This window comes from Pseudomonas sp. D3-10, assembly GCF_051132175.1.
Taxonomy (GTDB): Bacteria; Pseudomonadota; Gammaproteobacteria; order Pseudomonadales; family Pseudomonadaceae; genus Aquipseudomonas.
In genome coordinates this window covers 5,061,560-5,083,704 of record NZ_CP071668.1, presented here as the reverse complement: position 1 = coordinate 5,083,704, position 22,145 = coordinate 5,061,560, and the positions used below count along the sequence as shown (strand labels likewise).

26 protein-coding genes are annotated in these 22,145 nt (G+C 63.4%); 14 read left to right on the top strand and 12 right to left on the bottom strand.

What is annotated here, in order from left to right; genetic code table 11:
- Nucleotides 1-100: 100 nt before the first annotated feature.
- From J3P90_RS23055 to J3P90_RS23035, 5 genes are all read right to left on the bottom strand, one after another.
- The gene (locus J3P90_RS23055; RefSeq protein WP_420767542.1) at nucleotides 101-799 is read right to left on the bottom strand and encodes an OmpW/AlkL family protein; all 699 of its coding nucleotides are present in this window, start codon (nucleotides 797-799) and stop codon (nucleotides 101-103) included.
- A gap of 137 nt (nucleotides 800-936) precedes the next feature.
- Nucleotides 937-1,455, bottom strand: a complete 519-nt coding sequence (locus J3P90_RS23050) for a DUF3299 domain-containing protein (protein ID WP_434675449.1) — start codon at nucleotides 1,453-1,455, stop codon at nucleotides 937-939.
- A gap of 11 nt (nucleotides 1,456-1,466) precedes the next feature.
- A complete protein-coding gene (locus tag J3P90_RS23045) occupies nucleotides 1,467-2,732 on the bottom strand; it encodes an ABC transporter permease (RefSeq protein WP_434675448.1) in 1,266 nt (421 codons plus the stop codon).
- Between the two features lies 1 nt (nucleotide 2,733).
- Nucleotides 2,734-3,444 (bottom strand): ABC transporter ATP-binding protein, encoded by a 711-nt coding sequence (locus J3P90_RS23040; RefSeq protein WP_434562066.1) that lies wholly within the window; start codon nucleotides 3,442-3,444, stop codon nucleotides 2,734-2,736.
- 133 nt (nucleotides 3,445-3,577) lie between these two features.
- Nucleotides 3,578-4,174: a DUF2796 domain-containing protein gene (locus tag J3P90_RS23035; protein ID WP_434562068.1), complete on the bottom strand. Its 597-nt coding sequence runs from the start codon at nucleotides 4,172-4,174 to the stop codon at nucleotides 3,578-3,580.
- 120 nt (nucleotides 4,175-4,294) lie between these two features.
- Here J3P90_RS23035 and J3P90_RS23030 point away from each other — a divergent pair, with 120 nt between their 5' ends.
- Nucleotides 4,295-4,642, top strand: coding sequence for a hypothetical protein (locus tag J3P90_RS23030; protein ID WP_434675447.1), 348 nt, complete (start codon nucleotides 4,295-4,297; stop codon nucleotides 4,640-4,642).
- Here J3P90_RS23030 and trxA read toward each other — a convergent pair.
- The 3 genes from trxA to J3P90_RS23015 form a co-directional block, all read right to left on the bottom strand.
- Nucleotides 4,636-5,508, bottom strand: a complete 873-nt coding sequence (gene trxA / locus J3P90_RS23025; RefSeq protein ID WP_434609276.1) for a thioredoxin — start codon at nucleotides 5,506-5,508, stop codon at nucleotides 4,636-4,638. The two genes, J3P90_RS23030 and trxA, sit on opposite strands and share 7 nt — an antisense overlap.
- A 186-nt stretch (nucleotides 5,509-5,694) precedes the next feature.
- Entirely contained in the window at nucleotides 5,695-6,354 is a 660-nt protein-coding gene (locus J3P90_RS23020) for a class I SAM-dependent methyltransferase (protein ID WP_420767549.1), read from the bottom strand.
- The gene (locus tag J3P90_RS23015) at nucleotides 6,351-6,815 is read right to left on the bottom strand and encodes a YbaY family lipoprotein (RefSeq protein WP_434675446.1); all 465 of its coding nucleotides are present in this window, start codon (nucleotides 6,813-6,815) and stop codon (nucleotides 6,351-6,353) included. The genes J3P90_RS23020 and J3P90_RS23015 overlap by 4 nt, the downstream gene beginning before the upstream one ends.
- Before the next feature lie 128 nt (nucleotides 6,816-6,943).
- Between J3P90_RS23015 and nrdR the strand changes: the two genes are divergently transcribed.
- From nrdR to J3P90_RS22955, 12 genes are all read left to right on the top strand, one after another.
- Nucleotides 6,944-7,408 (top strand): transcriptional regulator NrdR, encoded by a 465-nt coding sequence (gene nrdR, locus J3P90_RS23010; RefSeq protein WP_013694316.1) that lies wholly within the window; start codon nucleotides 6,944-6,946, stop codon nucleotides 7,406-7,408.
- Nucleotides 7,405-8,538, top strand: a complete 1,134-nt coding sequence (gene ribD, locus J3P90_RS23005; protein ID WP_434675445.1) for a bifunctional diaminohydroxyphosphoribosylaminopyrimidine deaminase/5-amino-6-(5-phosphoribosylamino)uracil reductase RibD — start codon at nucleotides 7,405-7,407, stop codon at nucleotides 8,536-8,538. Before nrdR ends, ribD begins: the two co-directional genes overlap by 4 nt.
- A 46-nt stretch (nucleotides 8,539-8,584) precedes the next feature.
- Nucleotides 8,585-9,247 carry a riboflavin synthase gene (locus J3P90_RS23000; protein WP_420767552.1) on the top strand — a complete coding sequence of 221 codons (663 nt, stop codon included), beginning with the start codon at nucleotides 8,585-8,587 and terminating at the stop codon, nucleotides 9,245-9,247.
- 16 nt (nucleotides 9,248-9,263) lie between these two features.
- Nucleotides 9,264-10,355: a bifunctional 3,4-dihydroxy-2-butanone-4-phosphate synthase/GTP cyclohydrolase II gene (gene ribBA / locus J3P90_RS22995; protein ID WP_420767553.1), complete on the top strand. Its 1,092-nt coding sequence runs from the start codon at nucleotides 9,264-9,266 to the stop codon at nucleotides 10,353-10,355.
- Nucleotides 10,356-10,444: 89 nt separating this feature from the next.
- Entirely contained in the window at nucleotides 10,445-10,921 is a 477-nt protein-coding gene (gene ribH / locus J3P90_RS22990) for a 6,7-dimethyl-8-ribityllumazine synthase (RefSeq protein WP_039594266.1), read from the top strand.
- Nucleotides 10,918-11,418 carry a transcription antitermination factor NusB gene (gene nusB, locus J3P90_RS22985; RefSeq protein WP_039594265.1) on the top strand — a complete coding sequence of 167 codons (501 nt, stop codon included), beginning with the start codon at nucleotides 10,918-10,920 and terminating at the stop codon, nucleotides 11,416-11,418. Before ribH ends, nusB begins: the two co-directional genes overlap by 4 nt.
- A gap of 22 nt (nucleotides 11,419-11,440) precedes the next feature.
- Nucleotides 11,441-12,406: a thiamine-phosphate kinase gene (thiL, locus tag J3P90_RS22980; protein ID WP_420767554.1), complete on the top strand. Its 966-nt coding sequence runs from the start codon at nucleotides 11,441-11,443 to the stop codon at nucleotides 12,404-12,406.
- Nucleotides 12,403-12,906, top strand: coding sequence for a phosphatidylglycerophosphatase A family protein (locus J3P90_RS22975; RefSeq protein ID WP_420767555.1), 504 nt, complete (start codon nucleotides 12,403-12,405; stop codon nucleotides 12,904-12,906). Before thiL ends, J3P90_RS22975 begins: the two co-directional genes overlap by 4 nt.
- Nucleotides 12,907-12,917: 11 nt before the next feature.
- Complete coding sequence (locus J3P90_RS22970; RefSeq protein ID WP_420767556.1) at nucleotides 12,918-13,676, top strand: substrate-binding periplasmic protein; 759 nt, start codon at nucleotides 12,918-12,920, stop codon at nucleotides 13,674-13,676.
- Between the two features lie 109 nt (nucleotides 13,677-13,785).
- Nucleotides 13,786-14,403, top strand: a complete 618-nt coding sequence (gene ribA, locus J3P90_RS22965; protein ID WP_420767557.1) for a GTP cyclohydrolase II — start codon at nucleotides 13,786-13,788, stop codon at nucleotides 14,401-14,403.
- A complete protein-coding gene (locus J3P90_RS22960) occupies nucleotides 14,400-14,819 on the top strand; it encodes an MFS transporter (protein WP_434675444.1) in 420 nt (139 codons plus the stop codon). Before ribA ends, J3P90_RS22960 begins: the two co-directional genes overlap by 4 nt.
- Nucleotides 14,819-15,604 carry a cobalamin-binding protein gene (locus tag J3P90_RS22955; RefSeq protein ID WP_434562080.1) on the top strand — a complete coding sequence of 262 codons (786 nt, stop codon included), beginning with the start codon at nucleotides 14,819-14,821 and terminating at the stop codon, nucleotides 15,602-15,604. Before J3P90_RS22960 ends, J3P90_RS22955 begins: the two co-directional genes overlap by 1 nt.
- 137 nt (nucleotides 15,605-15,741) lie before the next feature.
- Here J3P90_RS22955 and J3P90_RS22950 read toward each other — a convergent pair whose 3' ends face one another.
- The 4 genes from J3P90_RS22950 to J3P90_RS22935 all read right to left on the bottom strand — a co-directional run bounded on the left by J3P90_RS22950 (nucleotide 15,742) and on the right by J3P90_RS22935 (nucleotide 20,906).
- Entirely contained in the window at nucleotides 15,742-17,622 is a 1,881-nt protein-coding gene (locus tag J3P90_RS22950; protein ID WP_434675443.1) for a TonB-dependent receptor domain-containing protein, read from the bottom strand.
- Nucleotides 17,623-17,767: 145 nt separating this feature from the next.
- Nucleotides 17,768-19,666, bottom strand: a complete 1,899-nt coding sequence (gene dxs / locus J3P90_RS22945; RefSeq protein ID WP_434609290.1) for a 1-deoxy-D-xylulose-5-phosphate synthase — start codon at nucleotides 19,664-19,666, stop codon at nucleotides 17,768-17,770.
- Between the two features lie 113 nt (nucleotides 19,667-19,779).
- The gene (gene ispA, locus J3P90_RS22940; protein ID WP_420767562.1) at nucleotides 19,780-20,667 is read right to left on the bottom strand and encodes a (2E,6E)-farnesyl diphosphate synthase; all 888 of its coding nucleotides are present in this window, start codon (nucleotides 20,665-20,667) and stop codon (nucleotides 19,780-19,782) included.
- A complete protein-coding gene (locus J3P90_RS22935; protein WP_003185917.1) occupies nucleotides 20,664-20,906 on the bottom strand; it encodes an exodeoxyribonuclease VII small subunit in 243 nt (80 codons plus the stop codon). Before J3P90_RS22935 ends, ispA begins: the two co-directional genes overlap by 4 nt.
- A 435-nt stretch (nucleotides 20,907-21,341) precedes the next feature.
- Between J3P90_RS22935 and J3P90_RS22930 the strand changes: the two genes are divergently transcribed.
- Nucleotides 21,342-22,133, top strand: a complete 792-nt coding sequence (locus J3P90_RS22930; protein WP_420767584.1) for a YfaP family protein — start codon at nucleotides 21,342-21,344, stop codon at nucleotides 22,131-22,133.
- Nucleotides 22,134-22,145: the final 12 nt, after the last annotated feature.

Below are 22,145 nucleotides of genomic sequence, written 5' to 3'. Positions count from 1 at the left end.
GGGCGCGAAGCGGTCGCAAATTCGTCGGGCCTGCTTCGCAGTCCAGCGGGAGCAAGCTCCCTCGCCACGGGGTGTGTAGGCATGTCAATGTCGTGTGGGGTCAGAACTTGTAACCCAACCCAACCATGTAGACGAACGGGTCCACATCGACGTCCACTTTGGCCCTCGTACCGCCGGCCACGGCGTTGTTGTCGACATAGGCCGTGGTATCGATGTCGATGTAGCGGATCTGGCCGTTGATCATGATGTTGTCTGTCAGCATATAGTCGGCACCGACTTGCCACGCCATGCCCCAGCTGTTTTTCGCGCGAAAGTTGCTGAACCCATTGGCGCTGGCTTCGCTGCCGACGTGTTCGTCATAGATCCAGGTGTAGTTGATGCCGGCGCCGACATAGGGTTGGAATGCCGACTTGGCGTCGAGCGGGTAGTAGACCAGGCTCAGGGTCGGCGGCAGGTGCTTGAGGGTGCCGAGCTTGTTGTTGGCGGCGCCGAGTGCGGTGCCCTTGAGTTTCACGTCGTGCTCGAATGGCGAGGCCGCCAGCAATTCGATTCCCCAGTTGTTGGTGAGCATGTAGGCGAAGTTCAGGCCCAACTGTGTGTCGCTGCTCAGGGTCGCCTTACCGCCCAGGTCGGCGCCGGCCAGCGGGCCACGGTCGACCTTGACGCTGGAGCTGTCGGCGTCCGGGTTGACCGTGATCGCGCCGGCGCGAACGATGATGTCGCCGGCGGTATGGGCTTGGGCAAACGGCGCAGCGAGGGCTAGCGCGATGAGGGAGGCGCTGAGCAGAGACTTGTGCATGGGGGCTCCAGAAGGAATCGAAAATTGATGTCCCATGGTACGGAGCCGTCTGGTCCGGTCTTTTGACTCAGCTCAATGAAAATGTGATGAAGCCCATCGCGAGCAAGCTATCGCAAAAACAACGCATCACTGCGGGGTCACTCCGGCAGTTCATAGACATAAATCTTTTGCGCCTCCATCTGATACCCGGCATCGGCCAGTTCACTGGTGGACGGTTTGACCTGCATCGGCCCTTCGACCCAGTACGGCTGGTACAGCTCGTCGAGCTTGACCCCGACTTCGCTTTTCACATGCACGATCTGGTTCGACGGCGGGGGCGGCACGTGGATGCAGGCGCCGAAATACGGCACCAGCAGGAAATCGGTGGTGCGGCCTTCCTCGCTGACTTCCAGCGGCACGATATAACCGGGCAAGCGGATCTGCTGGCCATCGAGGGCCTTGACCACCGGGGCATTGGGCAGGTCCTGCTTGGCCGCCGGGGCGGATTCGGCGGCCAAGGCATCGCTCATCTTCGACAGGTCGTGCAGGGGCGTCATGTTCGGCACTTCCGGCGTCGCATCTGGTGGGATCATCTCCGACCAGGCCAGGTCCCTCGGCTCGGCCGCCCACAGCGGCAGGGAAACCATCATCAACAGTGCAAGCAGGGCGCGGGGCATTTTCAACGTCCTCATAAACGGATCGACAGGCCATCGGCCAACGATTGGCGATAGGCGCGCCAGGCCGGCACGCTGCCCATCAGCAGGGCGGCGACCAGAATGCCAGCCAGCAGCGCCCATTCATACTCGCTCGGCCAGCCCAATGGCAGGTACAAACCGTAGGCCGACTGCACATAACCCTGGGCGGCGGCGATGCCGATGTACAACAAGGCCAGCCCGGCGGTGACCCCGGCCAATGCCAGGGCGAAGGCTTCGAGTACCAGCAGGCTCGCGATATGCCAGGGCCGCGCGCCCACCGAACGCAGGATCGCCATCTCCCGGCGCCGCTCGTTGAGGCTGGTGAGAATCGCCGTGAGCATGCCGATCAAGCCAGTCAGCACGACGAACAGCGAGATCACGAACAAGGCTTTTTCCGCCGTGCCCATCAGGCTCCACAGTTCTTGCAGCGCCACGCCCGGCAGGATCGCCAGCAGCGGTTCGCCACGAAACTCATTGATCTCGCGTTGCAAGGCGAACGTGGAAATTTTGCTGTTGAGGCCAAGCATGAACGCGGTAATCGCTTTCGGCGTGAGGTCCATGTTGCGGGCCTGGTCGGCGCTGATGCGCCCATTGCCCTGGGCCGGCACGCCATTTTTCCAATCGATATGGATGGCCTCCATGCCGCCGAGGCTGATGTGCAGCGTGCGATCCACCGGCGTGCCAGTGCGCTTGAGAATCCCCACCACGGTAAAGGGTTTGTCGTCGTGCTTGACCAGGCTGATCGCCGCCACGCCGTGGGCCAGCACCAGCTTTTCCCCGAGTTTGTAATGCAGCGCCTCGGCCACTTCCGCGCCGAGCACCACTTCGAATGGGTCGGTGGCGAACGCGCGGCCATCGGCCAACGCCAGGTGTTGCCGGCGGCCGTACTGGTAATGCTCGAAGTAGGCCTCGGTGGTGCCCATCACCCGGTAACCGCGATGGGAGTCGCCAAGGGACATGGGGATCGCCCACTTCACTTTCGGGTTGTTGGCGAACTGCTCGAAGCTGTCCCAGCGGATGTTGTTGGTGGCGTTGCCGATGCGAAACACCGAGTACAACAACAGATTCACGGAGCCGGAGCGGGCGCCGACGATCAGGTCGGTGCCGCTGATGGTGCTGGCGAAGCTGGCCCGCGCCTCGGTGCGCACTCGCTCCACCGCGAGCAACAGGCACACCGAGAGGGCAATGGCAAAAGCGGTAAGGATCGCGGTGAAGCGACGGTTCGCCAGGCTGGCCATGGCTAGACGGAGCAAATACATCTCAGACCTCGAGTGGCTTGGCGGCGCGATTCAGATCGGCCAGCGAGAGGTGACGGTCGAACAGCGGCGCCAGGCTCTGGTCGTGACTGACGAACAACAGGCTCGACCCGGCTTCGCGGCATTCGGCGAACAGCAGACGCAGGAAGTTTTCCCGGGCGTCGTAGTCCAGGGCTGAGGTCGGTTCGTCGGCGATCACCAGTTCCGGTTGGCCGATCAAGGCCCGAGCGGCGGCGACCCGTTGTTGTTGGCCGATGGACAGCGAGTCGGCCCGGCGCTCCAGCAGGTTCGTATCGTTCAGCCCCAGGTGGGCCAACAATGTGGCGGCGGCTTGATCGACACTCCCGTGGCGCTGGATGGCCCGTTGCGCGCGCAATTTCGAGAAATGGCAAGGCAGTTCGACGTTCTCGCGCACCGAGAGAAACGGCAGCAGGTTGAACTGCTGGAAGATGTAGCCGGTGTGGTCCACGCGAAAGCGGTCGCGGCTGCCCGCGCCCAATTCGGTGAGCTCCTGGCCAAGCAGGCGGATGCTGCCGCGATCCGGCGTTTGCACACCGCCCAACAGCCCCAGCAAGGTGGTCTTGCCGCTGCCGCTCGGCCCTTTGAGGAACAAGGTTTCGCCGGCATCCAGGCGAAACGCCGGGATGTCCAGCAGTGGCGGATGCCCGGGCCAGCTGAAGCCCAGGTCGGACAGTTCGATGAGTGCTTGGGTCATATCGCCGGTTTTTCAGGTTAACGGGAATTCCTGTGGGAGCGAGCCTGCTCGCGAATGCGGTGAGTCAGTCAACATCGGTTTGGATGTGCCGGCGCCTTCGCGAGCAGGCTCGCTCCCACAGGGGGGCAGTGAATCAGAATTTCAGGGCTGGCGCCTTGGCCGTCACTTCCACGCCTTGCTGGCCGCTCGGGCTGATCAGTTGTACCTGAATTTTCTGTGTGGCCGGAAAGGTTTTGAACAGTGTCGCCAGGTCCAGGTTCTTCAAGGCGCCAGGGGCCGTGCAAGTGAATTGATAGTCGGCGTGGATCTCGCTGTGTTCGCCATGGTGCTCGTCGCCATCTGCCTCTTCGTCGTGGTCTTCGTGGTCCGGCTCATCACCGAACAACGGGCTTTCCAATTCCTGCTGGGCCACGGTGCACTTGGCGGCGGCCGGCAGGTTGAACAACGCCAGGGGTTTATCCAGCTGCGCCCGCACGGCGGCGACCTTGGCTTTGTCGGCATCGCTGCTGGCGGCGTGTTCGAAGCCCACCAGGTTCATCGCCGGGCTTTCCAATTCCAATTCCAGGGTCTGGCCATCCAGGGCCGCATTCAACCGGGCGACGCCGTGCTCATGGGCGCCCAGGCTGCCGTGCTCGTGATCATGCTCATGATCGTGGTCATGCTCCACCGCCGCGTGAGCGACAGCCAATGGCAGCAGGGCGAATGGCAGGGCAAGAAGCAAACGACGCATGACGAATCTCCAGAAAGGTTATGTAATCTTATAACGATAGTGCGAGGAGTTTGACCATCTGCTTGGCGTCGCGCAAGGCCCATGGGAGCATGGGCAGATGAAATCTTCAGGAGCACGCTGATGTTGCGGATACGCGGGACGGTCGGTGATTGGCCGGTGGACTTGACGATAGAGATGGATGAAGGCGACTGGGCGCAGCTCGGCGCGCGATTGCAAGTGGCCAAGTCCGAAGGCGCGGCGGCGGCGCCCGCCAAGTCGACGAATCAGGATGACGCCCAGTGGCAGATCGCCCGGGAGTTGTTGCGCAAGGCCGGGCAACTGAGCGGCCCGGACTTGCTCGAACAGCTTGAGAGCCTGACCGGCAGCGCCTCGTCAGGCAAGCGCTTGCTGGTGCGCCTGCGCCACAGCGCCGAGGTCAAGGTGCTGAGCGGCGGGGATACGCCGCTCTACAGCTGGATCGGTCAGTAAAGCGCGGCGAACAGCTTGCGACGGTAGGTCGTCACCAGCGGGTGATCGTTGCCCAGCAGTTCGAACACTTGCAGCAACGTCTTATGGGGCAGGCCTTCGCTGTAGCTGCGATTGCGGATGAACAACTTGAGCAGCGCCTCGAGCGCTGGCTCGTACTGCTGGCGCGCCAGTTGCTGGATCGCCAGTTGATACACCGCCTCGTCGTCCTGAGGATCTTTCGCCAGCCGCGCCTTGAGGTCGGCGGCGTCCGGCAGATCCTTGGCCAGGCCGAGAAACTGGATCTGCGCCTTGGCGCCAGCCAGTGCGGCCTTGTGTTCATCGCTTTTCACGGCGTCGAGCACTGTTTGTGCCTCGCCCAGCTCGCCGCGCTCGGTCAGGCAACGTGCGTAAAGGATCAGCGCCTTGGCGTTGGTGTTGTCTTCGCCCAGCAACACGGTGAGCACGGCTTCGGCATCGGCGAAGCGGCCCTCATCGAACAGCGCCTGGGCCTGTTCGAAAGGGTCGGCTGCGGCTGGAGGCGGCATCTGCACATGGGGTTCGAGCATCGCCCGCACCGCCGATTCCGGTTGAGCCCCGGCGAAGCCGTCCACCGGCTGGCCGTCCTTGAACAGCACCACGGTCGGCAGGCTGCGAATGCCGAAGCGGGCGACGATGTCTTGCTCGACGTCGCAGTTGACCTTGGCCAGCAGCAGTTCGCCCCGATAGCTCTCGGCGATACCTTGCAACATGGGCATCAGTGCCTTGCAGGGCGCACACCACTCGGCCCAGAAATCCACCAGCACCGGTTTTTGAAAAGAGTTGGCGATCACCGACTGGTCGAAATCGGCCGTGGTGGCGTCGAAGATGTAAGACGTGTCCTGGGTCATGGGGAATCTCGTAGAACGCTTGAATGGGGCAACTATACGGCTTGGTGGGGGTGGCTGAAAGCGGGGGCTTGCGGCGCCTGATAGACCGCTATCGCGAGCAGGCTCGCTCCCACCGTGTTTTATGCTGCCTGCATTTTTCATGAACTGAACAAAGTTCTATGTGGGAGCGAGCCTGCTCGCGATGCTTTAAGACAAGCGCCGCGCGTGGTACAGGCTCACATGCCGAAACTCCTCCGGCTCAGCCAGGTCCGGCAAGGTCATGGCCTCGAGCATTTCGATGCGTCGGTACAGCGGATGCTGGAAGTCCCGCACCCGGGAATCCGCCACCAGTGCCTCGCGGCCACGGCTGAGGAACTGGTCCAGCAGCGGCAGGTTCGCCCGGTCGTAGAGCACGTCGGCGACGAGGATCAGATCGAAGCGATCAGCCTCGGCGAAAAAATCCGTCGAATAACCCAACGTCACGCCGTTAAGCACTGCATTGGCCTGGCACGCGGCAAGCGCCAGCGGATCCAGGTCGCAGGCCACCACTTCCAGCGCCCCGGCCTTGACCGCCGCAATGCCCGCCACGCCGGAGCCGGCACCGAAATCCAGCACTCGCTTGCCCTCGACCCATTGTGGCTGTTCGGCCAGATAGCGCGCCATCGCCAGGCCGCTGGCCCAGCAGAAGCTCCAATACGGCGGCTCGTGGAGGATGCGCCGGGTTTCTTCCGGGCTGAAGGCTCGGTCCATGTTGTCGCCGTCGATCAACCACAGCTTCAAGTCTGTGTCCGGCAGCGCACAGGCCACCAAACGTGCATCGCCAAGTAACTCGTCCAGCGCTTGTTGCAGGTCCTGCGGTGGCCTCATGGCGCTTTGACGAATTGCAGGACGCCCAGCGCCTGGGTGGTCGGTTGGCTGATGCGTTGCTCCGGCAGGTGCAGGATCAACTGGCCCGACTGGCTGGCCCGGCCGCGCAGTTCCACGCGGGCGCCAACGGGGAAGGCTTCGGGGTTGAAGCGCAGGCGGAAGGGCAGTGCCTGGTTGGTGCCGATCAGGCTGGAACTGGCGAGCAGTTGCTGCGGGCGATCCTTGTCATCGATCACCAGCAGCGCCAGTTCCACCTCGGCCCCTGCCGGCACGCCTTGCAAGGTACCGCTCAGTTCTCGCTGATGCGCCGGCAGCGGCCCAAGCTCGGTGGCTTGGCGGGCCTTTTCCTGAGCCTGTTTAGGCGCGGGCGCCGGGGCTGGCGCGGCGGGTTTCGGGGCGTCGCTGCTGCACGCCATCAGCAGGCTGAAGAGACTGAGCAGAACAATGGGTCGTAGCGGCATGGGTGGCTCCAGCAAGGTGAATTCGATGGATCTGGCGTTAAGCCCGTCTGTATACCGTAAACCCTATGGCTTGTCTTGCCAGTGGGATGCGCTACCATGGCCCTCCCTTTTTTTGTTGCCTGCCCACCATGCACTGTCCCTTCTGCGGTGCCAACGACACCAAAGTCATCGACTCGCGACTGGTCGCCGAGGGCGAACAGGTCCGCCGCCGCCGCGAATGCCTGGCCTGCGGCGAACGTTTCACGACGTTCGAGACCGCTGAACTGGTGTTGCCGCGCCTGATCAAGACCGACGGCAGTCGCCAGCCGTTCGATGAAGAAAAACTGCGCGCCGGCATGCAGCGCGCCCTGGAAAAACGCCCGGTGAGCGTCGAACGCCTGGAAGCCGCGCTGGTGCACATCAAGCACAAGCTGCGGGCGACCGGCGAGCGCGAGGTCAAATCCCTGGTGGTCGGCGAGCTGGTGATGGCCGAGCTGCAGAAGCTCGATGAAGTGGCCTACATCCGTTTCGCCTCGGTGTACCGGCGTTTCCAGGACCTCAATGAGTTCCGCGAGGAAATCGACCGCCTGGCCCGCGAGCCGGTGAAAGAATGACCAGCCCGGCGCAAAAAGCCGTCCTCGACGCCCATTACATGGCCCGCGCCCTGGAATTGGCGCGACGCGGTCACTACACGACCCATCCCAACCCACGGGTGGGTTGCGTGATCGTGCGGGACGGCGAAGTCGTCGGCGAAGGCTGGCACATCCGCGCTGGCGAACCCCATGCCGAAGTCCATGCCCTGCGCGCCGCCGGTGAAAATGCCCGGGGCGCCACGGCCTACGTGACCCTCGAACCGTGCAGCCACCATGGGCGCACACCGCCCTGTGCCGATGCGTTGGTCACCGCCGGGGTGGCGCGGGTGGTGGCCGCGATGCAAGACCCGAACCCGGAAGTCGCCGGGCGCGGCCTGCAGCGGCTGGCCCAGGCCGGCATCGCCACAGAAAGCGGCGTGCTGGAAGGCGAAGCGCGCAAGCTCAATGAAGGTTTCCTCAAGCGCATGGAACATGGCCTGCCGTTCGTGCGGGTCAAGCTCGCCATGAGCCTTGATGGCCGCACCGCCATGGAGAGTGGCGAGAGCCAGTGGATCACCGGCCCCGCCGCGCGCTCGGCGGTACAACGCCTGCGGGCCCAGGCCAGCGTGGTGCTGACCGGCGCCGATACGGTGCTGGCGGACAATGCCCGGCTGACCGTGCGCGCCGACGAGCTCGGGCTGGACGCCGAGCAGACCGCGTTGGCCATGAGCCGTCCGCCGCTGCGGGTACTGGTGGACGGCCGCTTGCGAGTGCCGCTGGATGCGCCGTTTTTCAGGGCCGGCCCGGCGCTCGTCGCTACCTGCATGGCGGTGGAAGAACAGTACGCCAACGGCCCCGAATGCATGATCGTGGCGGGTGACGACGGTCAGGTCGATCTGCGCCGCCTGTTGGCGGAGTTGGCGGCCCGAGGCGTCAACGAAGTGTTGGTGGAAGCCGGCCCGCGCCTGGCGGGAGCCTTTGCCCGTCAGGGCCTGGTGGACGAGTTCCAGATTTTCATCGCCGGCAAGTTTCTGGGCTCCTCGGCGCGACCGCTGCTGGACTGGCCGCTGGCGCAGATGAAGGACGCCGCGCCGCTGAAAATCACCGAAATCCGCGCCGTGGGCGATGACTGGCGAGTCATCGCCGTTCCCGTTTCATCGGCCAGCGTATAATTCCCGGCTTTCGCTCAAGCGGCGGCCCGTTCTCGAGGAGGACTCCATGTTTACCGGCATCATCGAATCCATCGGCAGTATCCGCGCACTCACCCCCAAGGGCGGCGATGTGCGGGTGCATGTCGAAACCGGCAAGCTCGACCTGAGCGACGTCAAGTTGGGCGACAGCATCGCCGTGAACGGCGTCTGCCTGACTGCCGTCGAGCTGCCCGGCAATGGCTTCCTGGCTGACGTCAGCCGCGAAACCCTCGACTGTACCGCGATGAACGATCTCAAGAGTGGCAGCCCGGTCAACCTGGAAAAAGCCCTGACGCCGACCACGCGCCTCGGCGGGCACCTGGTCAGCGGCCACGTCGACGGTGTCGGCGAAGTGGTCTCGCGTACCGATAACGCCCGGGCCGTGGAGTTTCGTATCCGGGCCCCGAAAGAGCTGGCCAAGTACATCGCCCATAAAGGCTCGATCACCGTCGATGGCACCAGCCTGACGGTCAACGCGGTGGACGGCGCTGAGTTCATGCTGACGATCATCCCCCATACCCTGAGCGAAACCATCATGGCCTCGTACCGGCCTGGTCGTCGGGTCAACCTGGAGGTCGACCTGCTGGCCCGCTATCTGGAGCGTCTGCTGCTGGGCGACAAGGCCGCGGAGCCAGCAGCCGGCAATATCACTGAAAGCTTTCTGGCCGCTAACGGCTACCTCAAATCCTGACCCAAGGGGGTGCCGCGTGGCGCTCAATAGCATCGAAGAACTGGTTGAAGACATCCGCCAAGGCAAGATGGTCATCCTCATGGATGACGAAGACCGCGAGAACGAAGGCGACCTGATCATGGCCGCCGAATGCTGCAAGGCCGAACACATCAACTTCATGGCCAAGCACGCCCGTGGCCTGATCTGCATGCCGATGACCCGCGAACGCTGCGAGCTGCTGAAGCTGCCGCTGATGGCGCCGCGCAATGGCTCGGGCTTCGGCACCAAGTTCACCGTGTCCATCGAGGCCGCCGAGGGCGTGACCACCGGTATCTCCGCCGCTGACCGCGCGCGCACCGTACAAGCGGCCGCGGCCGCCGACGCCAAGGCCGAAGACATCGTCAGCCCCGGCCACATCTTCCCGTTGATGGCCCAGGCCGGCGGCACCCTGGCCCGCGCCGGCCATACCGAGGCGGCGTGCGACCTGGCGCGCATGGCCGGCTTCGAGCCCGCCGGCGTCATCTGCGAAGTGATGAACGACGACGGCACCATGTCCCGTCGCGCCGAGCTGGAAGCGTTCGCCGCCGAGCACAACATCAAGATCGGCACCATCGCCGACCTGATTCACTACCGAATGATCCACGAACGTACCGTTCAGCGGATTTCCGAGCAGCCGCTGGACAGCGAACTGGGCCAGTTCAACCTGGTGACCTACCGCGACTCGGTGGAAGGCGACGTGCACATGGCGCTGACCCTGGGCACTGTTTGTGCTGAAGAGCCGACCCTGGTCCGCGTGCATAACATGGACCCTCTGCGCGACCTGCTGATGGTCAAGCAACCGGGCCGCTGGAGCCTGCGCGCGGCCATGGCCGCCGTGGCCGAGGCGGGCAGCGGCGTGGTGCTGTTGCTGGGACATCCACTCGATGGTGACGTGCTGTTGGCCCACATCCGTGAGACCACCGAGCAGCAACCGGTGAAAAAACCGACCACCTACAGCATTGTCGGCGCCGGTTCGCAGATCCTGCGCGACCTGGGCGTGCGCAAGATGCGTCTGATGAGCGCGCCGATGAAATTTAATGCGATATCCGGTTTCGACCTGGAAGTTGTAGAATACGTGCCCTCCGAATAATGGCCCGGGATTTCCCGCCCTGTATTCGTGGCTAATATCACTGAGGAGCGCGTATCGAACGTGCTCCGGCTCTTTAAGAGATCTGACGAATGACCCTGAAGACCATCGAAGGTACCTTCATCGCCCCCAAGGGCCGCTACGCGCTGGTAGTCGGCCGTTTCAACAGCTTTGTGGTTGAAAGCCTGGTCGACGGCGCGGTGGATGCGCTGGTTCGCCATGGCGTGAGCGAAGGCGACATCACCATCATCCGTGCGCCTGGCGCCTTCGAAATCCCGCTGGTTGCGCAGAAAGTCGCCCAAAAGGGCGAATTTGCGGCAATCATCGCCCTCGGTGCGGTCATTCGTGGCGGTACTCCGCACTTCGAATACGTGGCCGGCGAATGCACCAAGGGCCTGGCCCAGGTGTCCATGGAGTTCGGCGTGCCGGTCGCTTTCGGCGTGCTGACCGTTGATTCCATCGAGCAAGCCATCGAACGTTCCGGCACCAAGGCCGGTAACAAAGGTGCCGAAGCTGCCTTGTCCGCCCTGGAAATGGTCAGCCTGCTGGCGCAGTTGGAGGCCAAGTGATTAGCGACGAGAGCGATCGTTTCAACCCGCGCGATCCAAAGCCTGCGGACGCCGGCAAGCCTTCGAAAAGCGTCAAGCGCCGCGAAGCCCGTCAGCTCGCGACCCAGGCCCTGTATCAGTGGCATATGGCCAAGCAATCGCTGAACGAGATCGAAGCGCAGTTTCGCGTCGATAACGATTTCAGTGATGTCGATGGTGCGTACTTCCGCGAGATCCTGCACGGCGTCCCCGCGCACAAGACTGAAATCGACAACGCACTGGCACCTTGCCTGGACCTGACCATCGATGAGCTGGACCCAGTCGAGCTCGCCGTGTTGCGCTTGTCCACCTGGGAGCTGATGCAGCGCGTCGACGTGCCGTACCGCGTGGTAATCAACGAAGGGATCGAGCTGGCGAAAGTCTTCGGTTCCACCGACGGCCACAAGTTCGTCAACGGTGTGCTCGACAAGCTCGCCCCGCGCCTGCGTGAAGCCGAAGTGAAGGCGTTCAAGCGCTGATTGGCGTTTGTGACGACTGACTATGGGTGAATTCGAGCTGATCCGTAACTACTTCGCCGCTGCGCCATGCGCGCAGGGCGGCGAGGGCGTTGCGCTGGGGATCGGCGACGACTGCGCCTTGCTGGCCGTCCCTCCCGGGGAACAGCTGGCGGTTTCCACCGACACGCTGGTCGCCGGTGTGCATTTCCCGGATCCTTGCGATCCGTTCCTGCTCGGCCAGCGCTCGCTGGCCGTGGCGGTCAGTGACTTGGCCGCCATGGGCGCGAGCCCTTTCGCCTTTACCCTTGCCCTGACCTTGCCGATGGTTGCCGCCGATTGGCTGCAAGCCTATGCCCAGGGTTTGAGTCAGATGGCCCGGGCATGCGGCGTCGCGTTGGTGGGCGGCGATACCACGCGGGGGCCCCTGAGCCTGACCCTGACCGTGTTCGGCCGCGTCCCGTCCAGCCAGGCCTTGACCCGCGGCGGCGCGCAGCCCGGCGATCTGCTGTGTGTCGGCGGTGAGCTGGGCAATGCCGCCGGCGCGTTGCCGCTGGTCCTCGGCCAGCGCAGCGCTGAGCCTGCAGTCGCCGAGCCATTGCTGGGCCATTACTGGGCGCCGCGACCGCAGATCGACCTCGGCCTGGCACTGCGGGGCAAGGCCAGCGCGGCGATGGACATTTCCGACGGCCTGCTGGCCGACTGTGGGCATATCGCGCTGGCGTCCGGCGTGGCGTTGACGGTTGAACGTGACCGGCTTCCGCTGTCCAATGCACTTCTGGCGTTGCTCGGCCCGTCAGGCGCGCAACACGCCGCCCTGAGTGGTGGGGACGACTATGTATTGCTGTTCACCCTGCCGTCGGTCCGATTGTCGGCACTTCTGGCCGAAGGCTGGCCGATCCATGTGGTCGGCAGTGTCACGCAGGGGCAGGGCGTCATGCTGGTTGACGACCTCGGGCGCGACATCACCCCGCAAACACGGGGCTATCAACATTTTGGGGAGACACCGTGACAGATCATCCCAACCAGGTACCGGCCGAATTCGTTCCGCCCTCGGTCTGGCGCAATCCCTGGCATTTCCTGGCGTTCGGCTTCGGTTCGGGTACCTTGCCCAAGGCGCCGGGCACCTGGGGCTCGCTGGTTGCGCTACCCTTTATACCGTTGTGGCAGATGTTGCCGGATTGGGGCTACTGGCTGATGCTGGGCATCACCATGCTGTTCGGCTTCTGGCTGTGCGGCAAAGTGGCGGATGACCTGCGGGTACACGACCACGAAGGCATCGTCTGGGACGAAATGGTCGGCATGTGGATCACCTTGTGGCTGGTGCCTGAAGGTTGGCAATGGCTGTTGGCCGGTTTCCTGGTGTTCCGCTTCTTCGATATCCTCAAGCCATGGCCGATCCGCTGGATCGACCGGAAGGTACACGGGGGTGTCGGCATCATGCTTGACGACGTGTTGGCCGGCGTTTTTGCCTGGCTTGCAATGCAAGGGTTGGTGTGGTGTTTCACCTGAGGGAACGAGGCATGGGCGTAAGCCGCGCACTTTTGCTGTTGCTGTGTATCGGAGCGTTGTTCGGCGTTCGGGTGGCCGAGTCGGCGCCGCTGCCCGGCAAGATTCGCGCCGCCAGTGAAGAGTGGGCCGATTACACACAGGCCGATGGGCAGGGCATGGGGTGGGAGCTTTTGCGCGCGGTATTCGAGCCCGAAGGCGTCAAGCTGGAAACCCGTAGCGTGCCCTACACGCGCTCGATCGGGTTGGTGCAGCGCGGCGAGGTCGATGTGCAGGTCGGCGCCTATCGGAATGAGTCCGCAGGAGTGCTTTACCCAAAGTGGCACTACGATGTTGATCATATCTATGCCCTCGGACTGGCCTCCAAGCCGTCCCCAACGTTAGCCACCATCGGCAACTATCGACTGGTGTGGATGCGCGGCTACGAGTACGACAACTACCTGCCCAACGTACGACGTTTCAACGAAATTCATCGCGCCGTGGGAATCCTGCCGATGCTGGCCCATGACCGTGCCGATTTTTATATCGATGCTTCCATGGAGATCGAGGAGGTGCTCGCCAAGGCCGACGATCCCCAGCAATTCAAAATGTCGCCGCTGATCAATCTACCGCTGTACCTGGGCTTCGCCGACAACGAAAACGGTCGCGTGCTGCGTGCGCTGTTCGACCGACGCATGGAAGTGTTAGTGAAGAGCGGTGAGCTGAAACCGATTTTCGAGCGTTGGAATCAACCCTATCCCTTCGACGAGCACGGCAAACCACCGAAGTTGTGATCAAACTTTTCGATGGTTATGCGTGATAATTCAGCCTAAGCGCCCATCGGATCGTGCTGTTACAATGCCCGCCTCTGCGAATCTCGAGTACTAGATCAGGAGCACACCGGTGCCTGTCGTTTTTGTTGCCGCTTCCAAGCTGCCAACGCCTTTTGCTCAATTCACCATGCATGGTTTTCTCGATGAAGCCACCGGTCGCGAGCACGTCGTGCTGAGCCTGGGTGATTTCGCCGACGGCGCTCCGGTACTCGGTCGCCTGCACTCCGAATGCCTGACGGGCGATGCGTTGTTCAGCCAGCGCTGTGATTGCGGCTCGCAGCTTGAAGCCGCGCTGCAAGCCATCGCCCGTGAAGGTCGCGGCGTGCTGCTGTATTTGCGCCAGGAAGGGCGCGGCATTGGCCTGTTGAACAAGATCCGTGCCTATGAATTGCAAGACGGCGGGGCCGACACCGTGGAAGCCAACGAGCGCCTCGGCTTCGCCGCCGATTTGCGCGATTACAGCATCTGCCTGCCGATGCTGGAACACCTGGGCGTCAAGGCCTTGCGGTTGATGACCAACAACCCGCGCAAGGTCAAGGCACTGACCGACATGGGCATCGCGGTGGCTGAACGCGTGCCGCTGCACACCGGCCACAACCCTCACAACAAGCTCTACCTGGCGACCAAAGCCAGCAAACTCGACCACATGATGGGCAACGAGCACCAGGGCGAGGTCGACCGGGCGTGACGCGCGGCCAGGTTCGGCGGCGGCTGGCCGTCAGTTGGTGGCAGTACCTGGCGCTGGCCTTGCTGCCATTATTTGTGATCAACACGGTATTTGGTCAGGGCGAGGCGATCCTGCCGGTGCTGGCGATGCCGCTATTCATCGCGGGCGTCGCGTCGATGTTTGTCAGCCTGCGGTTTTTTGGCGGCTATAAAAACGCCTTGATCGCCACGCATAAATCCCTCGATACGCCTGAAGAACCCGAGGCCTGGATCACCCTGGCAGCCCGGCGTCGCGCAGCTTTCCTGGTGGCAGGCCTGCCGGCCTGGATTGGCGCGTTGGCGGTATTCGTCGGCCTCGAAGCGGTGCCGCTGATGCTGTTGGCGTTATCCACCGCCGTGCTGTTCTACCTGTATCGCATCCCGCGTCAGCTCGGTTGATGCGTCTCTGGCTGGCGGTCCTCCTGCTGGCCGCTAGCGCCTCGACGATGGCGGCTTCGCGCGTTGTCAGCCTGGCGCCCTCGCTTTCTGAAATAGTCGTTGAGCTGGACTCCGCTGACCTGCTTGTAGGTGTGTTGGACGGTGGTGAACGTCCGCCGGCCCTCAAAGAGCTGCCTTCCGTTGGGCGTTACGGCCAACTGGATATGGAGCGCCTGCTCAGCCTCAAGCCCGATCTGCTCCTGCTTTGGCCAGGCAGCGTGGGCCCGGCCCAGCGCCAGCAGCTCAAGGCGTTGGGCATCCCGATCTACATCGCCGAGCCCCACGATCTCGATCAACTCATTACGCAAATTCAAGATATAGCCACCCAACTCGGCCGCCCGGAGCGGGGCGTGCAGCGAGCGGCGCAACTGCGCCAGCGCCTGGAGGCGCTACGCCAACGCTACCGACGGGAGAGGCCTGTGCCGGTGTTCTATCAGGTCTGGGACCGGCCGCTGTATACCGTCGGCGGTGGGCAGATCATCAGTGACGCCTTGGCGATATGCGGCGCGCGCAATGTGTTCGCCGACCTGAGCGTACCGGCGCCGCAAGTGAGTGTGGAATCGGTACTGCAGCGCCAGCCGCAGATGATCCTCGCCACGGATCAGGCACAGCTCGATGCCTGGAAAGCCTGGCCGGTGGCGCAGGGGCGACTTTTGCTGGTGGATGACAAAGGGCTGGAGCGGCCCAGTGGGCAGATGATCGAGGCGACAGCGCGGCTGTGCGGGTTGATTGCGCCCGACCGGTAGACCGCGGTGCCTTCAATCGCGAGCAAGCTCGCTCCCACAAGGATTCGTAGCGCCGCTGATTTTGGATTCACATCGAATCAAATTGTGGGAGCGAGCCTGCTCGCGATGGGGGCTGCCCAGGCACAACAGATTCCGGATCAAAATTCCGGGGTCCAGGTCACCCCAAACAACCATGCCCGACCCTCCTCCCGATACCCGTGCTGCAACCCCTCATGGCTATACAGCGCCCGGCTGTAACCTTTGTCCAGCAGGTTATCCACCTTCATCTCCAACTTCACTTCCCGGCTCAGCGCCCAACTGCCGCGCAACCCGAGCAGGGCATAGCCGCTCAGGGCATTGCGGTTGTTTTCGTCGTCATAGTTGCTGCTCACCGCTTGCCAGGTGGCGCCGAAACCCAGGCGATCGAATTGTCGGTCCAGGTCCAGGCTCAACGTGCGACGAGCGCGGCGGGCCAGGGTGTGGCCGCTGTCACGGTCCCGTGGGTCGATGAAGGCCAGGCCCAGGTTGCCCTGCCAACCGAACAATTCCTGCCGCAAGGCCGCTTCGAAACCATTGATCCGCGCCGACGCAACGTTCTGCGGGCGTGAGCCGCTGCCGAAGATGATCGCGTCCTCCAGGTCCGTGCGGTACAGCGAAGCCTCCAGGCGCGCGCTGTCGCTCAGTTGGCTGCGCCATTGCACTTCGTAGCTCTTGGCCGTTTCGGGTTTCAGGTCTGGGTTGCTGAAGTCCGGGTAATACAAGTCGTTGAATGTGGGGGCGCGAAAGCTTTCGCTGTAGGTCAGCAATACGTCGTTGTCTGAGTTCACTGGCAAGGTGAAGGTGCCGCTCCAACTGTTCTGGCCACCAAATTGCTGGTTCTGGTCGCGGCGCAGGCCCAACTCTGTCGAGAAGGTTTCGGCCTGGAAGCGATGCTGGATAAACGCCGCGCGGTTCCAGCGGCTGTCTTCCTCGAACGGCGTGCTGCTGTTGACCCGGTCTTGATACCAGTCGCCGCCCACGATCAGGCTGTTGCGCTCGTCCAGTGTCACGTCGTTCTGCCAATTCACCGAATCGCGGTAGGTGTTGAAGACTTCGCGAACATCACTGAGCTTGTCGAACGTTTTCTCACGGTTCTCGCTGTGGCTCAGTTCGAGGCGGGACGTCCAGGCGTCGTTGATCCGAGCGTCCGCGTAACTGCTGAAACTGCTTACCGCAAACTCGCTGTACGGCTGCTGGGGCAAGGACTCGAAGGTGCTGGGGTCGAAGCGGCCGAACGGGTTGTCGTATTCACTTTTGCCACGGTTATCCAGCAGGTTCAGGCCGAGCTCCAGATCGTCGCTGGCGGCATGGCTCAAGCTCAGGCTGAAGGACCGGTTGCGGTTGGCGTCGGCGTCTCGGTCGCTGGCGTAGGACTCGTGGGTCCGATTGCTTCCTGCGGTTTCGTCCAGGCTGGCGCCGAGGTTGAAACGCGTCTGCTCGTCGCCTCCGGACATGCCCACGCTGCGCTCCCAGGTCTGGTGGCTGCCAATACCCAGGTGCAGGCGTGGTTGCAGCCCTTGATCGTTGCCGCGCCGTGTGAAGATCTGGATCACCCCGCCCACCGCATCGGCGCCGTAGATCACCGAGCGCGAGCCACGCAACACTTCTACCCGCTCGATCTGGTTGATATTCAGGCGTTGCAGGTTGCTGTCGCCAGAGGTGGCGTTGCCGATGCGCTGGCCGTCCACCAACACCAGGCTCTGGGCCGACTTGGTGCCGCGGATGTAAATCCCCGGCAGGCTGCCGCGCCCGCCCAATGGCGCCACTTGCACGCCCGGCACGCGGCTGAGCAAGTCGGTGACACTGGCCGGTTGCAGGCGGTCGATGTCGTCACGGGTGAATACCGTGTTGGCGGCGCTGCTGTCGTTGCGGGCCTCTACCTGGCGGTTGGCGCTGATGAGGATGTCGGGCAGCTTGAGGGCCTGGTCGCGTTCGAAGGTATTGGCCAGCAGGTCGGGGGTGGGGAGCAGGGCGAGGACGAGGGCGAGGCGGCGTTTCATCGGTGTTCCATGATTTCGTGGTCCACACAGAAACCAATGTGGGAGCGAGCCTGCTCGCGACAGTGGTCAGTCAACACAGCATCGGCTGGTCTACCGCTATCGCGAGCAGGCCCGCTCCCACAGGGGGGCCGTGTGGTCTGAAGAGTTACAGGCCCAACAGCTGCAACCGCAGTCGCACCGCCGCTTCGATCCCCGCCTCGTCCAGCCCGCATTCGGCCAGCATTTGCGCAGGCTTGGCGTGTTCGACGTAGAGATCCGGCAGCCCAAGGTGCAGTACCGACTTGAGGATGTTTTCCCGCGCCAGGAATTCGCTGACCGCGGCGCCGGCACCACCCATGATGGCGTTTTCCTCGATGGTCACCAGCAGTTCGTGGCTGTCGGCCATCTCGCGCACCAGGTCTTCGTCGAGGGGTTTGACAAAGCGCATGTCCACCACGGTGGCATCAAGCTTTTCGGCGACTTTCAAGGCTTCGGCCAACTGCACGCCAAACACCAACAGGGCCGCTTGCTTGCCTTGACGGCGGATCACGCCCTTGCCGATCTCGATGGGCTCAAGGTCAGCCTCGATCGTCGCGTTCGGGCCGGTGCCGCGAGGGTAGCGCACTGCCGCCGGGCCATTGAACAGGTGGCCGGTGGTGAGCATCTTGCGCAGTTCGTTTTCATCGCTCGGCGTCATCACCAACATGCCCGGGATGCAGCGCAGGTAGGACAAGTCGAAGCTGCCGGCGTGGGTCGGGCCGTCTTCGCCCACCAGCCCGGCGCGGTCGATGGCGAACAGCACATCGAGGTTCTGCACAGCCACGTCGTGGACGAGTTGGTCATAGCCGCGCTGAAGGAAAGTCGAATAGATTGCCACCACCGGCTTGGCGCCTTCGCAGGCCATGCCGGCCGCAAGGGTCACGGCATGTTGTTCGGCAATCGCTACGTCGAAATAACGCTGCGGGTAGCGTTCGCTGAACGCCACCAGGTCGGAGCCTTCCTTCATCGCCGGGGTAATGCCCACCAGGCGCGGGTCGGCGGCGGCCATGTCGCACAGCCATTGGCCGAACACGCCGGAATACTTCGGCCCACCGGTCTTTTTCGGCGCGGCGGCTGGGGCATCCAGGGGTTCAAGCTTGGTGATGGCGTGGTAACCGATCGGATCGACTTCCGCCGGGGCGAAGCCTTTGCCTTTCTTGGTGACCACGTGCAGGAACTGCGGGCCCTTGAGATCGCGCATATTGCGCAGGGTGGCGATCAGCGTGGGCAGGTCATGGCCGTCGATGGGGCCGATGTAGTTCCAGCCCAGCTCCTCGAACAGCGTGCCGGGCACCAGCATGCCCTTGGCATATTCTTCGGTGCGTCGGGCGATTTCCCAGGCGCCCGGCAGGCGCGACAGGACCTTCTTGCTGCCTTCGCGCATGCTGGCGTAGGTGCGGCTCGAGAGGATCTTCGCCAGGTAATTGGACAATCCGCCAACGTTGCGCGAGATCGACATGTCATTGTCGTTCAGTATCACCAGCATGTTGGCGTTGACCTCCGGCGCATGGTTCAGCGCCTCGAAGGCCATGCCTGCGGTCAGTGCACCGTCGCCGATCACGGCAATCGCCTTGCGCTCGCTGTTTTGCAGGCGGGCGGCAATCGCCATGCCCAGGGCGGCGCTGATGGAGGTGCTGGAGTGACCGACGCCAAAGGTGTCGTATTCGCTCTCGGAGCGGCGCGGAAAGGCGGCGACACCGTCCTTCTGGCGCAACGTGCCCATGCGGTCGCGACGACCGGTGAGGATCTTGTGCGGATACGCCTGGTGCCCGACGTCCCATACCAACCGGTCGTCCGGGGTGTCGAAGACGTAGTGCAACGCGATGGTCAGCTCGATGACGCCCAGGCCCGCGCCAAAGTGCCCACCGGTCTGGCCGACCGTGTAGAGCAGTTCCAGGCGCAACTCATCGGCCAGGGTCTCCAGCTCGGCTTCACCCAGTCGACGCAGGCCGTCCGGCGTGTTGGCGCGGTCCAGCAGGGGCGTGGTCGGGCGTGTGCGGGGGATCTCTTGAAACGTCGTGGGCATCAGGCGAATCGTTATAGGTATAGAAAGAGGCGGCAGTTTACCTTATGCATCGCAAGCTGCCCACGCGTCGGCCGGAACTTGGCCGATACGCACTTAAATGGGTTGACCGTGGATCAGCTGCGTCGTTCGACGATATAACGCGCCAGATCGCGCAACGGTTCGGCCGCCGCGTCAAAGGGTCGCAGCGCGGCCAGGGCCTGGTCGCGCAGTTCCAGGGCGTAGGCCTTGGCTGCATCGAGGCCGAGCAAGGCCGGATAGGTCGGCTTGTCGCGCGCAATGTCGGCACCCTGGCGCTTGCCCAGGGTCTGGGTATCGCTTTCGACGTCGAGGATATCGTCCTGAACCTGGAACGCCAGGCCGATGGCCCGGGCGTAGGTCTGCAAGGCTTGCAGTTGTTCCGGCGTGGCCCGGCCGCTGGCCAGGGCGCCGAGCCGGACGCTGGCCTCGATCAGAGCGCCGGTCTTGTGCCGGTGCATGTATTCCAGCGCGCTCTGATCCAGCTTCAGGCCCACCGAACCCAAGTCGATGGCCTGGCCGCCCACCATGCCGGCCGGGCCCGCCGCCAACGCCAGGGCGCTGACCATGTCCAGGCGAACCTGCGCCGGGCATTCGCTCAGGGTCGGGTCCAGCAGGGCGCTGAAAGCCAGGCTCTGCAAACCGTCGCCCGCAAGAATTGCGCAGGCTTCGTCGAATTTCTTGTGGGTTGTCGGCTGGCCGCGACGCAGGTCGTCGTCGTCCATGGCGGGCAGGTCGTCATGCACCAGGGAATAGGCATGAATCAGCTCGACCGCGCAGGCCGCGCCGTTGGCCTGCTCGGCCACGCCGCCAAGGGCTTCGCACGCGGCATAGGCCAGCAGCGGGCGCACGCGCTTGCCGCCGTTCATCACGCTGTAGCGCATGGCTTCGTACAGGCGCGCCAGTTCCGGGCTCGGGGCGCTGAACAGGGTCTCCAGTGCAGCATTGACCCGGGCCTGGCTGCTGGCCTGATAGGCGCCGATCATTCAGGCTGTTCCGCGTCGAAAGGTTCTTCGGTCAGCTCGCCGTCGCGTTCGAGCAGCAATTGTACCTTCTGCTCGGCCTGGGCCAGCGCTGCCTGGCAGTCGCGAGTCAAGCCGATACCTTGCTCGAAAGCAGTCAGCGAGTCTTCCAGCGACAGTTCGCCGTTCTCCAGGCGTTCGACCAGCGTCTGCAGGTCGGCCAGAGATTGTTCGAAATCCAATGCAGCTTTTTTGCGGGCCATGGCGGCTATTCCGGTTGACTGTTAAACCGGCGCGACACTAGCAGACATGGGGTGCTCGGGCAAATCAGGGCGGGGTAACGCAGGCTATGATCCAGTGCTTTTGTGGCGAGGGAGCTTGCTCCCGCTCGCGCGCGCAGCGGTCGCAAACTGGATCAACACGGCGGGTTTGGGGCTGCTGCGCAGCCCAGCGGGAGCAAGCTCCCTCGCCACGGGACTTCGTCAGAAGTGACGTCGGGTTCCGTATTCGGCTCACATCAGCTTCGATACGTGATTTCCCACACAGAATCGCGCGTCCCCCGATTGTGAAAAATCCGTCAAATGGCTACTCTTCGCGCCATCTACGGCCCTCTTGCGACGGGGCCTTCAGACGAAACCCGAACAATGACAAGCAGCGCCGAGGAAGGGCGCCGGGTTGCGTCGTGCATGGCAGGAGGCATAGTGCGTTTTCTTTCATTGTTGATCGTGCTGCTCGGCGCGCCGCTGGCGTGGGCCGGGCCTTCGGCTGAAATGTCGGAGCCGGTCGGCGGCTGGCGTTACCACGGCTTGCTCGATCGCACGCAAAACCCGCAAGTCGCCTACCCCACGCCACCGATCGATCGGGGCGTGCAGCGCAACCGCACGATGATCGAAGGCCGGATCAAGGACATGGGCACGGCGCGCCAGCCCCATAGTTTGTCGGTCAACGGCAACCCGCTGAATCTCTACACCGATGACGAGGGGCGTTTCGCCCGGCCGTACGCGTTTGGCGCCGGCTCCAACAGCGTCGAGGTGCGCAGCTCCGAAGGCCAGTCCCTCAAGCGCGTGCAATTCTATGAAGCCAACAACTTGCGCACTCCGGCGCAAATCCGCGTGGTGCTGGGCTGGGACGATCCGAAAGCCGAACTCGACCTGCATATCGTCACACCCGACGGCCAACATGCTTTTTTCGGCCGGCCGGCCCTGACCAACGGCGGCGGCCTCGACCCGGACGGCGTCGACGGCCCCGGCCCCGAGATGTTCACCATGACCGCACCCATGCACGGCACTTACCTGGTGTACGTGAACTATTGGGGCAACTACGGCAGCGGCGGCTACAACTTCGACGAAGCCAGCAACCAGAACGAGGTAATCACCTCGCAGATCAACCTGGTGCTCAACGAAAACACCGTCGATGAAAAACGCGAAACCTTTGTCGTGCCCCTGCGCGCCATTGGCGATCTGCTGCTGGTCAAGACGTTCAACTACTAAGTACTCCGCTCC

Bases quoted from the DNA above. Each gene is read 5' to 3' on its own strand.
- J3P90_RS23055 (WP_420767542.1), bottom strand. From the start codon at position 799: ATGCACAAGTCTCTGCTCAGCGCCTCCCTCATCGCGCTAGCCCTCGCT.
- J3P90_RS23050 (WP_434675449.1), bottom strand. From the start codon at position 1,455: ATGCCCCGCGCCCTGCTTGCACTGTTGATGATGGTTTCCCTGCCGCTG.
- J3P90_RS23045 (WP_434675448.1), bottom strand. From the start codon at position 2,732: ATGTATTTGCTCCGTCTAGCCATGGCCAGCCTGGCGAACCGTCGCTTC.
- J3P90_RS23040 (WP_434562066.1), bottom strand. From the start codon at position 3,444: ATGACCCAAGCACTCATCGAACTGTCCGACCTGGGCTTCAGCTGGCCC.
- J3P90_RS23035 (WP_434562068.1), bottom strand. From the start codon at position 4,174: ATGCGTCGTTTGCTTCTTGCCCTGCCATTCGCCCTGCTGCCATTGGCT.
- J3P90_RS23030 (WP_434675447.1), top strand. From the start codon at position 4,295: ATGTTGCGGATACGCGGGACGGTCGGTGATTGGCCGGTGGACTTGACG.
- trxA (WP_434609276.1), bottom strand. From the start codon at position 5,508: ATGACCCAGGACACGTCTTACATCTTCGACGCCACCACGGCCGATTTC.
- J3P90_RS23020 (WP_420767549.1), bottom strand. From the start codon at position 6,354: ATGAGGCCACCGCAGGACCTGCAACAAGCGCTGGACGAGTTACTTGGC.
- J3P90_RS23015 (WP_434675446.1), bottom strand. From the start codon at position 6,815: ATGCCGCTACGACCCATTGTTCTGCTCAGTCTCTTCAGCCTGCTGATG.
- nrdR (WP_013694316.1), top strand. From the start codon at position 6,944: ATGCACTGTCCCTTCTGCGGTGCCAACGACACCAAAGTCATCGACTCG.
- ribD (WP_434675445.1), top strand. From the start codon at position 7,405: ATGACCAGCCCGGCGCAAAAAGCCGTCCTCGACGCCCATTACATGGCC.
- J3P90_RS23000 (WP_420767552.1), top strand. From the start codon at position 8,585: ATGTTTACCGGCATCATCGAATCCATCGGCAGTATCCGCGCACTCACC.
- ribH (WP_039594266.1), top strand. From the start codon at position 10,445: ATGACCCTGAAGACCATCGAAGGTACCTTCATCGCCCCCAAGGGCCGC.
- thiL (WP_420767554.1), top strand. From the start codon at position 11,441: ATGGGTGAATTCGAGCTGATCCGTAACTACTTCGCCGCTGCGCCATGC.
- J3P90_RS22970 (WP_420767556.1), top strand. From the start codon at position 12,918: ATGGGCGTAAGCCGCGCACTTTTGCTGTTGCTGTGTATCGGAGCGTTG.
- J3P90_RS22955 (WP_434562080.1), top strand. From the start codon at position 14,819: ATGCGTCTCTGGCTGGCGGTCCTCCTGCTGGCCGCTAGCGCCTCGACG.
- J3P90_RS22950 (WP_434675443.1), bottom strand. From the start codon at position 17,622: ATGAAACGCCGCCTCGCCCTCGTCCTCGCCCTGCTCCCCACCCCCGAC.
- dxs (WP_434609290.1), bottom strand. From the start codon at position 19,666: ATGCCCACGACGTTTCAAGAGATCCCCCGCACACGCCCGACCACGCCC.
- ispA (WP_420767562.1), bottom strand. From the start codon at position 20,667: ATGATCGGCGCCTATCAGGCCAGCAGCCAGGCCCGGGTCAATGCTGCA.
- J3P90_RS22935 (WP_003185917.1), bottom strand. From the start codon at position 20,906: ATGGCCCGCAAAAAAGCTGCATTGGATTTCGAACAATCTCTGGCCGAC.